Source organism: Fulvivirga lutimaris (assembly GCF_009711525.1).
Lineage (GTDB): Bacteria > Bacteroidota > Bacteroidia > Cytophagales > Cyclobacteriaceae > Fulvivirga > Fulvivirga lutimaris.
Genome location: NZ_SMLV01000302.1, coordinates 1 through 12,052, shown reverse-complemented (window position 1 = coordinate 12,052; position 12,052 = coordinate 1). Strand labels below are relative to the sequence as shown.

Genomic DNA, 12,052 nt, shown 5'->3' with positions numbered 1-12,052 from the left:
GGCACCCTATTTTTATGGGAAGTAATTGCACCAGCGCGCCAACTACCAAAAATCAAGTATTGGAAACTAAGGGGCCTCGCCTTTTTCCTTGCTTACATCCATCTGACCACCTACATTCCTATCATTTGGGATGACTTCTTTCTGTCTTACCAGCTTTTTGATTTGAGTTCAATGAGCATCTTCACCCAAGTGTTGGTAGGGGTACTCATTTTTGAGGTTGTGCAGTACGCCTGGCACATCAGTATGCATAAGTCTGATTTCCTTTTCAGGGTATCACACCAGGTTCATCATAGTGCTGAAAGAATTGACATTCCAAGTTCATTCATGTTCAGTCTTAATGATATGATTGGTCTCTCTTTAGTAGGCTCTTTGACATTTTCTCTGGTATTGGGATTATCCCCTCAGGCCATTACAATCACCATAATAACAATAACATTCCTCAGCGCTTTTCAACATGCTAACATTAACACCCCTAGATGGTTAGGTTATATTTTGCAAAGGCCTGAAAGTCATAATATACATCACGCTAAAGGTATTCATAAATACAACTATACCGATTTGCCCATTATAGACATGCTTTTTGGAACCTTTAAAAACCCAAAAACATATGAGCATGAAGAATCAGGTTTCTACATGGGGGCATCTAATAGACTATTCGATATGCTAAGGTTTAAGGATGTTACTAAAAGCAGAAGAATATGAGTTTTAATAGAATATTGTTCTGGATAATACTCCTGAGTCCTAACCTGTTAAGTGCTCAGGCTGGAAAGATAAAGGGACAGGTTGTGGACAATATGGATCAGCCTATCCCCTTTGCACATATTATGATTATAGATTCAGATTCAACAATATCTGGAATACCGTCAGATATTAAAGGATACTTCGCAATTAGTAACCTTAATAAAGGACATTACAAAGTAGTTATTTCTTCAATAGGTTATCAAAACTTAGAATTAAAAGTTGAGCTACTGAATAAAACCATAGATCTGAAAAAAATTAATCTTATCAGCATATCCACAGAACTTGATGAGATTGTTATAGAAGCCAATAAAGAACTATATGACAGAAGACATAATAGTGTAATTATTAATGTTGATAAGCAAGCCAGTAGCGGTGGTTCTGCTTTAGATATTCTAAATAACGCTGGCGGTATTTCAGTGAACAAGCAGAATGGTTCATTATCTATTCTCGGTAAAGGAAAGCTGGCAATAATGATTAATGATAGGCTTACTCAATTAGATGGTGAGGCGCTGATTGGTTTGCTCAACAGTATGCCTGCCTCTGAAATCAAGAAGCTGGAAATATATAATAATCCACCTTCTAAATATGATGCTAATGGAACAGGAGGCCTTATCAAAATCATCACTAGCGAGGACAAGAATTTTAATGGAGGTGCTGTATCTGCAATGGCAGGATACGGTCAAGGTGGAAAAACTGGTGCTTCCTCAAATTTTCACATTCTAAAAAACAAATTAGAGCTCTCAGGCAATTATTCTTTTAGTAGAAATAGGTCTCCTGAAGAATGGGCACTGGATAGTGATTTGGAAGCGATGAAGGTATCGACACAGAGTTTCCGTAACCCAGTGACAGTTTCGCACAACTACATTTTAGCATTAGATTATTCAATATCCAACAATACTGTATTAGGCGGATCATTTAGCGGCTTTTACCGCAATTGGGATATGATTGCTGATGATAGAGTAATTAACAACAGTGCTGGTAATGAAGTTGAAACTTTTGACATAATTACCAAGGAAGTCAATAAGTGGAATCACTGGTCTGGCAATTTTCATATAGATCAGACTTTGGGTAAAAGTCATGGCTTATCATTTAACTACAACTACTTATACTTTGATAATAGTAACCCAAGCAGCTATGAAACTACAATTCAAAACCAGCCCGGCAAAACATCCATAGACAAAAAAACACCCATTGGGTTTGATGTCTTTAATCTGGATTATACCGGAGGCATCTCTAACAATGTGAAAATTGAAGCAGGAGTTAAGGCTACTTTCTCGAATTTCGACAATAGCATAGTGGTAAGTTCTTTAGATGGAGATAACATCTTCTCTGGAAACAACTTATCCAACGCTGCAAAAATGGATGAAAAGATTTATGCAGCATACTCATCCCTTGAGTTTCAGTTCGGCACAAAGACAAATCTGGTTACTGGTTTGCGTTATGAGTATACTGCCAACTTGCTTGAAACTGATGATGCTGATAATGACATCAAAAGAGAATACGGAAACTTTTTCCCTAGTGTATCAGCAAGCCATCAACTGAATAATGCTCAATATCTACAGTTTAATTATAATAGAAGAATAAACCGCCCTACTTTCAACCATTTGGGTTCATTCGTTATTTTCCTTGGACCGTCAGCGTTGTACTCAGGTAATACAAGACTTAACCCTGCCATAGTTAGCAAATTTGGAGTAGAATGGGGCTGGAATAGCAAGTATATCAATATAGAATACCTAACTGAGAAAGATGCAATTACTGAGTTTCAGCCCAGGATCACATCGAATGACCAATACCTTTTCAAGGCGGAAAATTTCGATAAAAGAGCTGCACTGATCATAACCATTGGCTCACCTGTACAAATAACAGCTTGGTGGAAAGCGGATAACAGTTTTACTGTTCAGAATGAGCGTTTGAAAACAGCGTTTGAACAAACTGAAATTGATAGATCCTTAAACAGTTTCAGAATTTCATCATCTCATCGATTCAGCTTGGGGAGTAGCACCACTTTTGAACTTTCAGGAAACTACCGTTCCCCCTCTCTTTTTGGCATAAGTACTTTTGAATCAGCTGGTTCGCTTAATGTTGGCTTCCAGCAAACCCTAAAAGGCAATATGGGTGTCCTAAAATTATCATACAGTAATATTTTAGCCTCTGATAATTGGAAAATTAAAACTGAAGATCAGCTTTTAGATATAAACACATTTGAAACCTATCTACCAGAATCAGGCATAGTCTCGCTCACTTACACTAAGACGTTCGGTAACTCTAAAAAGACCAAGAAAAACAACGCGCACAATGCCGAAGAAGAAAAAAACAGAGTCAAATAAATATCCCTATTTAAGAATAACAACTAATAAAATTTAATAATGAATAATAAGTATAAACTCAACTTTATACGAGGTCCGATTAATGCCCTGTTTTTCAGGACACTCGATAATTATATGCACAGCCTTTTTGGGGCATCAAAGAAAGCATTATTCAGCGATCACCCAGACACATTGGTGGAAATTGGACCCGGAACTGGAGCCAATATGCGATATTTAAGAAGAGGCACCAAATTAATTGCCATAGAACCAAATGTGCACATGCATGCAAGTCTCATAAAAAGTGCTAAAAAACATAATATCCACCTGGAAATCATAAGCGATGTTGGAGAAGACATCAATCTGCCAGAAAGCGCTTATCAAATGGTTATTTGCACTTTGGTGTTATGTACAGTGAGTAATCCTGAAAAGTGTATTAGTGAGATTAAAAGAATACTGAAGCCTTCTGGAAAATTTATATTCATAGAACATGTCACAGCTAAAGACAGTCGTATTCTGGCTGCTTTACAAAAAGCAATACACAAACCATGGCATTGGTTTTTTGAAGGATGCAATTTGTCCAGGGATACAAAATCAATTTTAGAAGCTAGTGGGTTTAGCAAAGTGGGAATAGAGGAATACAACTTGAAATCTCCATTTATTCCGATAATGCCACAAATCAAGGGCTATGCTACTAAGTAACTGACAGTCAAATTAATGGAACAAAAAAGCAGCACTTCTTGAAAAAGGAGTGCTGCCCTGGTTTAGGTTGGTATTATTCTACAAGATGTCTAATTACATCTCCTCCCTCAATTCAAACACTTTCCTCATTTTACTGATCAGCTTTGCTGACTCGTCAAAGTTTAGCGTTTGCTGACCATCAGAATAGGCCTCTTCAGGTTTCTCATGCGTTTCATAAATAACTCCATCAGATCCGGCCATAATGCAGGCCAATGCCACAGGCTCAACAAAATCCCTGATGCCAATACCGTGAGATGGGTCTGCAATAACAGGCAGGTGCGACTTCTCTTTCAATATAGCAATAGCATTAATATCCATGGTATTTCTACTGGCACGTTCGTAAGTTCTTATTCCTCTTTCACACAGCATCAGGTTTTCGTTACCCGCTGAAAACACATATTCTGCTGAGGACAATAATTCCTCAATGGTGCCGGAGATTCCTCTCTTAATCAAAACAGGTTTATCCACTTTACCCAATTCGTCCAGTAAATTGAAGTTCTGAGTATTTCTGGCTCCTACCTGATACACATCCACATAGTCGTACATCTCCTCTATCTGAGAAACCTGCATCACTTCTGTGATGATTTTGATGCCTGCAGCTCTGGTGGCATTGTACCACATTTTCAAGCCATCAATACCTAACCCTCTGAATGAGTAAGGCGAGCTTCTTGGTTTATAAACACCGCCACGCATGATCTTGATGTTGTTTTCTACAAGGTGAGCAATCGTCTTTTCTATTTGTTCTTCACTTTCTATAGAACAGGGACCTGCCATTAAAGCCATGCCCCCCTCTTCAATGGTCACGCCATCACCAAGATCAATGACCGTTGGTTTTACTTTCCATTTTCTAGACACCAATTTGTAATCATCTGATACAATATGAATGTCAGCTATGCCGCGCATATGACCTACATCTCGAATATCGAAATCCTTTTTACCGATGCCCACAAGGTAATTGCCTTTTTGAGTTTTTACTTCCGTGGATTTGTATTTGAGTCCAGCGATTTTATCTATAATCTGATTTTTATCATCGCTGGTTATATTGTCTTTTAGTTGTATTAGCATTGAGAGAGTAGTTAGTATTGAGTAGTAAGTATTTAGACTTGATTAGTTGTGCTAATTAGTTCCTCTTAAACCTGTTAATCTTTTGACAAATTCATGGACATCCTTTTTCAAGTCGGTGCTATTGGTGATAGTTTTAATAAAAGCACTTCCTACTATTGCTCCACTTGAAGTCTGAGTCGCTTGTTCGAAAGTTGTATGGTTTGAAATCCCAAAACCAGTGAGTGTAGGATTGTTCAATTCCATATCCTTAATCCTTTGAAAATAGGTCATATTTTCTTTCGAAAACTTATCCTTGGCACCAGTAGTCCCTGCCGAAGAAACCATGTAGATAAAACTGTCAGAGATACTATCTATATGTTTTATTCGGTCTTCTGAAGTTTGCGGGGAAATTAGAAATACATTCTTGAGTCCATATTGCTGAAAGGTGGACTGATAATGCTCCTGATACTCCAATACTGGAAGGTCGGGCAAAATCAAACCATCAACGCCCACCTCCTGACATGCTTTGCAAAAATCCTTAAGTCCAAATTGGATTACCGGATTGATATAGCCCATCAGAATTACTGGAATATCAACTGATTCCCGCAGACCTTTTAGCTGCTCAAAAAGTAGCTTTAAAGTCATACCATTGTCCAGGGCCTTTTGGTTACTCTCCTGAATAGTGGGTCCATCAGCCACCGGATCAGAAAAAGGAATACCTATTTCCACCATATCAGCACCTGCACTTTGCAAATGCTGTGTTATTGAAAGTGTATCATCAATATTGGGGAACCCAGCCGTATAATAGACCGACAAAATACCTGATGATTTTTCGTTAAATAATTTATTAATTCTGTTCATGTAATAAGCTTCAAGTTGCAAGCTGTAAGCCTTAAACTTGCTTTTTATAATAATTTACAATGGGTTAATAGCTCTACTTGTAGCTAAGCCCTTATAGCTTGTAGCTATCTAGTACTTTCCCCACTTTATATAAGTCTCTAAATCTTTGTCTCCCCTGCCGGATAAATTGATAACAATAATCTCATCAGCCTTCAACTCCAACTTACTTAATGCCGCCAGTGCATGAGCTGATTCAATCGCTGGAATAATACCTTCCAATCTGCTCAACTCAACCCCTGCTTCCATTGCCTCCTGATCGGTGGCACTTTCAAACTTCACACGACCTACATCAAATAAATGAGCATGAATAGGCCCAATGCCAGGGTAATCAAGTCCAGCAGAAATAGAGTAAGGCTCCACCACCTGACCATCTTCTGTTTGCATGAGCAAAGTCTTGCTGCCATGTAACACACCCGGCTTACCTAATACCGTTGTAGCCGCAGATTTACCACTTTCATTTCCTTTTCCGGCTGCCTCCACGGCAATGAGCTCCACTCTTTCATCATTGAGGTAATGATAAAATGCTCCTGCAGCATTACTACCACCTCCTACACAAGCTATAATTTTATCCGGCAATGCTCTGCCTTCTAAGCTGGATAATTGAGTTCTTATCTCAGCACTAATTACAGACTGAAATCTAGCCACCATGTCAGGGTAAGGGTGCGGACCAACCACAGAGCCAATGATGTAATGTGTATCGGTAGGATTACTGATCCAATGACGCATAGCTTCATTGGTTGCATCTTTCAAGGTCCTGCTTCCACTTTTTGCAGGTACCACCTCTGCACCTAACAATCGCATACGCTCAACATTAGGTCGCTGACGGGCCATATCCACTTCACCCATATACACAATGCATTCCATGCCCATCAAAGCACAAACTGTGGCTGTGGCCACTCCATGCTGCCCTGCCCCTGTTTCTGCAATAATCTTTTGCTTGTTCAAAGCCTTAGCCAACAATATTTGCCCAATGGTATTATTAACCTTGTGTGCACCAGTGTGACATAAATCTTCTCTCTTCAAATAGATCTTGGCCTTATATTTTTCAGACAGGCGCTTCGCAAAATATAAAGGTGTTGGCCGCCCAACATACTGCTTAAGCAAATCATCAAACTCAGCTTTAAAGCTCTCCTTCTCAATGATTTTTAAGTATTGCTCCCGCAGCTCCTCTATGTTTGGATAAAGCATTTCAGGAATAAACGCTCCCCCAAACTGCCCATAGTAGCCGTTACTATCTACATCATATTTCATGTGTCATCAATTTTTTAAGTGACTTCAGTTTTTCTATATCTTTTCTTCCAGGGCTGATTTCGAATTTGCTGTTCACATCAATGGCAAAGATCTCAAGTCCCTGTAGCTCCTTAATGGATTCTATATTATCAAGGCTCAACCCTCCGGATAAAAAGATCGGTTTTTTAATTGTCAAGGTTTTCAGGTTATTCCAGTCAAAGGTCATTCCTGTGCCACCATGCGTTTCCAGTTTGGTATCGAACAAAAAGTAATCTACAAAAGGCAGGAAAGCATCTATTTCAAATTGATCTGGAAGTTTATTGCCAGCAAATACCTTAATGAGTTTTATATCATAAGCCTTTAGCTCTACACAATAGTCTACATTTTCACTACCATGCAACTGAACAAAATCAAACTGGTGTTTTCTCACCAAATCAAGTACCTCATCCACAGGCTGGTTAACAAAAACACCTACTTTAATGGCCTTTGTATTGATATTCTTTGAAAAGCTTTCACCAATAAATCTTGGCGATTTGTCATAGCATATAAAGCCCATAAAATCTGGCTCAAGCGCGGCCACTTCGTCAATATTATCACGAAGGCCACACACCTTGAGCTTTATATTGGCAAGCTTAGACATACAGGTTTTTCTCCAATTGACTTAGTGATTCTATAAATCTTGCACAAGCCTTTTCGGGCCTACTGTTTTGCATGAAGCGCTCGCCCATCAAAAAGCCTTGAAAACCTACTGCTCGCAAATCCATTATAGTCCTTGGATCGCTAATCCCACTTTCTGAGACCTTAACAAACTTAGAAGGAATCAAAGAAGCAAGTGATTTGGAAGTTTCAATACTTACTTCAAAAGTCTTGAGATTACGATTATTTACCCCAACCAAATCAATATGCTCATTGACAGATGAATTCAATTCTTCTTCATTATGAACTTCCAGCAGTGTCTCCAGACCAAGAGATTGTGCAAATGCCGCCAACTGTTTCAATATAACAGGTTCCAGTGCTGCTGCAATCAATAATACTGCATCTGCTCCTATGGATTTGGCTTCCACGATCTGATACTCATCAACCGTAAAGTCCTTCCTCAATATTGGGCAAAAGTTAAATTTTCTTGCCGTGATCAGGTCCTCATTTTTTCCTCCAAAAAAATCGGTATCCGTCAACACAGATAGTGCTGAAGCACCTGCCTGCATATAGCCTATGGATGTGCGCTCTATTGATACATGTGCGTTGATTGTGCCTTTAGAAGGGGATTTTCTTTTAATTTCAGCTATAATGCCTGACTTATCTTCTCTCAATATATACTTCTTCAGAGAGACAGTATCTGAGTTAAAATAGATACTCTTTTCCAGCAGTTTAGTTGGAAAAAGGGATTTCCTCTCTTCTACTTCTTTGTATTTATGTGCAATGATCTTTTCTAGTATATCCATCATTTATTTATTTGAGATCGTGGTTTTCTTATTTATCAAATTTTCAAAAGTGCTCAGTGCCTTGCCTGACTTCAATGACTCATCTGCTCTGGCAATGGCTTCTTCGTAAGACTGAGATTGATCAGTACAATAGAGCGCCATACCTGCATTGGCCAGCACAGCGTTAGTTTGTGCATCGGTACCCTTTCCTTTTAATACATCTTCAAAAATTTTAGCTGCTGCCTCAATGGTACTTCCTCCGTAAAGTTCTTGAGGTGTCACGGAAGAAAATCCCAGTTGTTTTGGTGACAACACTTGTTCACCGCTATTGGTTATCATTTTAAAATTCCCCGTTAGAGATATCTCATCATAGCCATCTAAAGCATGAAGAATCACAAAACTCTTATTTGTCTTTTGATACAGATAGCCATATAGTCTGGCCAATTCCAGACTAAACACACCTACCAACTGATTCTTTGGAAAAGAGGGATTCACCATTGGCCCCAACATGTTAAAGAAGGTTTTTACACCAAGATCTTTACGTATTGGAGCTACATTCTTCATTGCAGGGTGAAATAATGGCGCATGCAGAAAGCAGATATTGGCTTCATCAAGACTCCTTTTCAGTGCGTCAATTTCATTAGTAAACTCATAGCCAAAATGGGCAAGTAGATTTGAAGAGCCACAAACAGAGCTTACACCATTGTTCCCATGTTTGGCAACGGCCTGTCCAGCACCCGCTACAACAAATGAGGCCAGGGTAGAAATATTGAAGGTATCTCTACCATCACCACCCGTACCACAAAGGTCTATGGCATTGTATTCATCAATCTCCACAGGAAGACAAAGTTCGAGCATCGCATCCTTAAACCCTTCCAGTTCATCAACAGTGATGCTTCGCATCATATACACCGTTAGAAAAGCTGCCACCTGACTATGGTTAAACTTGCCATTTGCCAGGTCTATCAATATCTGACGTGCTGTCTCTTTGTCCAGTGTATCGTGTTCAAATAGTTTATATAATATCTCTTTCATTGTTTTAGTAGTTGGTAGTCAGTATTCAGTAGTTAGACATTGATCTGACTACTCAATACTCACTACTATTGTCTATTTCTCAATCCAGTTTTTAATCATCATTTTACCATGCTCCGTCATTATAGATTCAGGGTGGAATTGTAATCCCTGAACATCAAACTGCTCATGCTTCAACCCCATGACTAATCCGTGATCATCTTCCGCAGTAATAGTCAAAGGCGCTCCAATGGAATCCCTCTTCACCGCCCAGGAATGATAATGTGCCCCCGTAAAAGTTGCTGAAACCCCTTCAAAAATATAGTTGGTCTGATCAAGTACATTGATTGGACCTGACATCCCGTGCTTTACCTCTTTTATATTGAACAGCTCCGCATCAAATACCTCTGCAATAGCTTGATGACCGAGACATACTCCAAGAATAGATTTTGAAGCAGCATATGTCATGATTAAGGATTTTAGAATTCCCGCATCTTCAGGAATTCCAGGACCAGGGCTAAGCAATATTTTATCAAAACCGGCCACTTCATCAAGCGTAATCTTATCATTTCTAGCAATAGTCATATGCTTTCCATAACCAAGTTCTTTTATGATATGAACAAGGTTATAGGTAAATGAGTCGTAATTATCCAGAACTAGTATCTTCATGATGCCCCGTTGATAGTTTGTGCCATATTCATTGCATTCCTCAAAGCCGCTAGTTTATTATCCACCTCTTTAAGCTCACTTTCGGGTACCGATTTGGCCACAACACCTGCCCCAGCCTGGTAATGCAACACATTGTTTTTACTCAAAAATGACCTGATCATAATGGCGTGATTGAACTCTCCATTGAAACCAAGAAAGCCAATGGCACCACCATAATAGCTTCTGCTTCTGTTTTCATATTGATCAATCAACTGCATGGCTTTGTACTTTGGTGCGCCTGATAAAGTACCTGCAGGAAAAGTGTCACCTACCAGTTGCAGGGCAACATCACCTTCACTTAAATCTCCAGAGACCTTTGACACCAAATGAATGACATGAGAGTAATACTGTATTTCTTTAAACACTTCAACCTTAACATTTTCAGCACTTCGGCTCAAATCGTTTCTCGCCAGGTCAACCAGCATAATGTGCTCGGCATTTTCCTTTTCATCCTCTGAGAGTTTTTTTGCCAACTCAGCATCAGCGGTATCATCACCAGTTCTTCTGAATGTACCTGCTATAGGGTAGATGGTAGCTTTATTATTGCTAATTGTAATCTGAGATTCTGGTGACGAACCGAAGATCTTAAAACCGCCATAATCGAAGTAAAATAAATAAGGCGATGGATTAATAGACCTTAGCGCACGGTACACATTAAATTCATCGCCTTTAAATTTCTTTTGAAATCTGCGAGAGAGGACAATCTGAAAAACATCTCCCCTCAAACAGTGATTTTGACCATTCTTGATAATCTCCAGAAAGGTTTCATCATTATAATTAGAAGACTCCTCACCTACCATCTCAAATCCAAACTGTGGGTCATCATGCCTTTTAATTAATGAGACAAGCGTATCAATTTGCGAATCTTCCTCATTTTCAAGCTGATGTTCAAAGAGATATAATTCATTTTTAAAATGATCTATCACAATAACAAACCGATACATACGGTACATCACTGTAGGTATATCCTCATTCTCATTTTTAAAAGCAATGTCTTCAAACTCCTGAACAGCATCATAGCTCATATAACCAAAGAGGCCATTGATGCTAAATTTAAAATCGTGAGGCTTATTATTAAAAGCAGCTTTAAAGGCTTCCAACTCCTTTACTAAACTCCCCTTTTGCAAATCAGACTCCTCTTTAGATAAATCGGGATATTGCTTTTTTAATTTCTTTCCCTCAACTATAAATGAAGCCATCGGAGAGCAGCAGATATATGACATACTATTATCGCTGCCATGGTAGTCAGAGCTTTCCAAAAGAATGGAGTCAGCATACTTGTCTCTTAGTCTTAGGTAGAGGCTGACAGGGGTTAGCGTATCCGCCAGAAGTTTCTTGTATTTCGTTTTTATTTTAAATGTTTTCATAAATCGTTTTTTAAATAAAAAGGCCTTGCGAGTGAACACAAGGCCTTTTTATCAGACATAGTAAATGTGTTCAATCCGTAGGAATTGTTAAGTGCCACCACCAGCTTAAAATTTGCTTATTTCTCATTTTTGTTAATTAAAAAAGGCTTGCTGAATGAACAGCAAGCCTTTAGATTATATTTTTATATACAATAACGCTGTCCAATTCCTATTTAAGGAAATGCCACCACCATGCGTTATTTTTAAAATTTTTCTTCATTGAGATTCAAATATAGAATCTGCTTTGATATATAAAAATACTTTGTGATTATTTTTTAAAAAATAAAACCTGATCGGTTCAGATCAGGTTTGATAGCACACTATCATTTATGCTTTTGTTTTCTTAGCTGCAGGCTTCTTCTTGGGTTTTGCCTTTGGTTCCGTTACAGTAACAGAGCTCTTTTTATTACCTGATCGCTTTCGAGTAACACCAAATGTACCTTTAGCTATCTTACCTCTTCTTGTTTTAATATCTCCTTTTCCCATAGTCTTTTTAGATTTTTGTTGAAAGATTAATTAAGCCATAAAATAAAAGAACCTCTGGAAA

12 protein-coding genes are annotated in these 12,052 nt (G+C 38.6%); 3 read left to right on the top strand and 9 right to left on the bottom strand.

All coding sequences use genetic code 11. From position 1 onward, the window contains the following. The 3 genes from E1140_RS05630 to E1140_RS05620 form a co-directional block, all read left to right on the top strand. Positions 1-702 (top strand): sterol desaturase family protein (locus tag E1140_RS05630; RefSeq protein WP_155180064.1); only part of this gene is annotated, 702 nt, incomplete at its 5' end. After that, complete coding sequence (locus tag E1140_RS05625; RefSeq protein WP_155180062.1) at positions 699-3,068, top strand: TonB-dependent receptor domain-containing protein; 2,370 nt, start codon at positions 699-701, stop codon at positions 3,066-3,068. The genes E1140_RS05630 and E1140_RS05625, both read left to right, overlap by 4 nt. 39 nt (positions 3,069-3,107) lie before the next feature. Beyond that, a complete protein-coding gene (locus tag E1140_RS05620; protein WP_155180060.1) occupies positions 3,108-3,746 on the top strand; it encodes a class I SAM-dependent methyltransferase in 639 nt (212 codons plus the stop codon). Between the two features lie 93 nt (positions 3,747-3,839). Here the strand turns inward: E1140_RS05620 and aroF are convergent, their stop codons facing one another. From aroF to E1140_RS05575, 9 genes are all read right to left on the bottom strand, one after another. Continuing rightward, positions 3,840-4,850, bottom strand: a complete 1,011-nt coding sequence (aroF, locus tag E1140_RS05615) for a 3-deoxy-7-phosphoheptulonate synthase (protein WP_155180058.1) — start codon at positions 4,848-4,850, stop codon at positions 3,840-3,842. A 51-nt stretch (positions 4,851-4,901) separates the two neighbouring features. Further along, on the bottom strand, positions 4,902-5,690 hold the full coding sequence (gene trpA / locus E1140_RS05610; RefSeq protein WP_155180056.1) for a tryptophan synthase subunit alpha: 789 nt from the start codon (positions 5,688-5,690) through the stop codon (positions 4,902-4,904). A 108-nt stretch (positions 5,691-5,798) separates the two neighbouring features. Beyond that, positions 5,799-6,980 carry a tryptophan synthase subunit beta gene (gene trpB / locus E1140_RS05605; protein ID WP_155180054.1) on the bottom strand — a complete coding sequence of 394 codons (1,182 nt, stop codon included), beginning with the start codon at positions 6,978-6,980 and terminating at the stop codon, positions 5,799-5,801. Further along, positions 6,970-7,599, bottom strand: coding sequence for a phosphoribosylanthranilate isomerase (locus E1140_RS05600; protein WP_155180052.1), 630 nt, complete (start codon positions 7,597-7,599; stop codon positions 6,970-6,972). The genes trpB and E1140_RS05600 overlap by 11 nt, the downstream gene beginning before the upstream one ends. Continuing rightward, the gene (trpC, locus tag E1140_RS05595; protein ID WP_155180050.1) at positions 7,592-8,401 is read right to left on the bottom strand and encodes an indole-3-glycerol phosphate synthase TrpC; all 810 of its coding nucleotides are present in this window, start codon (positions 8,399-8,401) and stop codon (positions 7,592-7,594) included. The genes E1140_RS05600 and trpC overlap by 8 nt, the downstream gene beginning before the upstream one ends. Before the next feature lie 3 nt (positions 8,402-8,404). Beyond that, positions 8,405-9,415, bottom strand: coding sequence for an anthranilate phosphoribosyltransferase (trpD, locus tag E1140_RS05590; protein WP_155180048.1), 1,011 nt, complete (start codon positions 9,413-9,415; stop codon positions 8,405-8,407). Positions 9,416-9,487: 72 nt separating this feature from the next. Continuing rightward, on the bottom strand, positions 9,488-10,060 hold the full coding sequence (locus E1140_RS05585; RefSeq protein WP_155180046.1) for an anthranilate synthase component II: 573 nt from the start codon (positions 10,058-10,060) through the stop codon (positions 9,488-9,490). Continuing rightward, a complete protein-coding gene (locus E1140_RS05580) occupies positions 10,057-11,466 on the bottom strand; it encodes an anthranilate synthase component I family protein (protein WP_155180044.1) in 1,410 nt (469 codons plus the stop codon). The genes E1140_RS05585 and E1140_RS05580 overlap by 4 nt, the downstream gene beginning before the upstream one ends. A gap of 366 nt (positions 11,467-11,832) precedes the next feature. Further along, positions 11,833-11,991: a 30S ribosomal protein THX gene (locus tag E1140_RS05575; protein ID WP_155180041.1), complete on the bottom strand. Its 159-nt coding sequence runs from the start codon at positions 11,989-11,991 to the stop codon at positions 11,833-11,835. Positions 11,992-12,052: the final 61 nt, after the last annotated feature.

What these genes read in the sequence shown, in the direction of transcription:
- E1140_RS05625 (WP_155180062.1), top strand. Translation starts at nt 699, where the DNA reads ATGAGTTTTAATAGAATATTGTTCTGGATAATACTCCTGAGTCCTAAC.
- E1140_RS05620 (WP_155180060.1), top strand. Translation starts at nt 3,108, where the DNA reads ATGAATAATAAGTATAAACTCAACTTTATACGAGGTCCGATTAATGCC.
- aroF (WP_155180058.1), bottom strand. Translation starts at nt 4,850, where the DNA reads ATGCTAATACAACTAAAAGACAATATAACCAGCGATGATAAAAATCAG.
- trpA (WP_155180056.1), bottom strand. Translation starts at nt 5,690, where the DNA reads ATGAACAGAATTAATAAATTATTTAACGAAAAATCATCAGGTATTTTG.
- trpB (WP_155180054.1), bottom strand. Translation starts at nt 6,980, where the DNA reads ATGAAATATGATGTAGATAGTAACGGCTACTATGGGCAGTTTGGGGGA.
- E1140_RS05600 (WP_155180052.1), bottom strand. Translation starts at nt 7,599, where the DNA reads ATGTCTAAGCTTGCCAATATAAAGCTCAAGGTGTGTGGCCTTCGTGAT.
- trpC (WP_155180050.1), bottom strand. Translation starts at nt 8,401, where the DNA reads ATGGATATACTAGAAAAGATCATTGCACATAAATACAAAGAAGTAGAA.
- trpD (WP_155180048.1), bottom strand. Translation starts at nt 9,415, where the DNA reads ATGAAAGAGATATTATATAAACTATTTGAACACGATACACTGGACAAA.
- E1140_RS05585 (WP_155180046.1), bottom strand. Translation starts at nt 10,060, where the DNA reads ATGAAGATACTAGTTCTGGATAATTACGACTCATTTACCTATAACCTT.
- E1140_RS05580 (WP_155180044.1), bottom strand. Translation starts at nt 11,466, where the DNA reads ATGAAAACATTTAAAATAAAAACGAAATACAAGAAACTTCTGGCGGAT.
- E1140_RS05575 (WP_155180041.1), bottom strand. Translation starts at nt 11,991, where the DNA reads ATGGGAAAAGGAGATATTAAAACAAGAAGAGGTAAGATAGCTAAAGGT.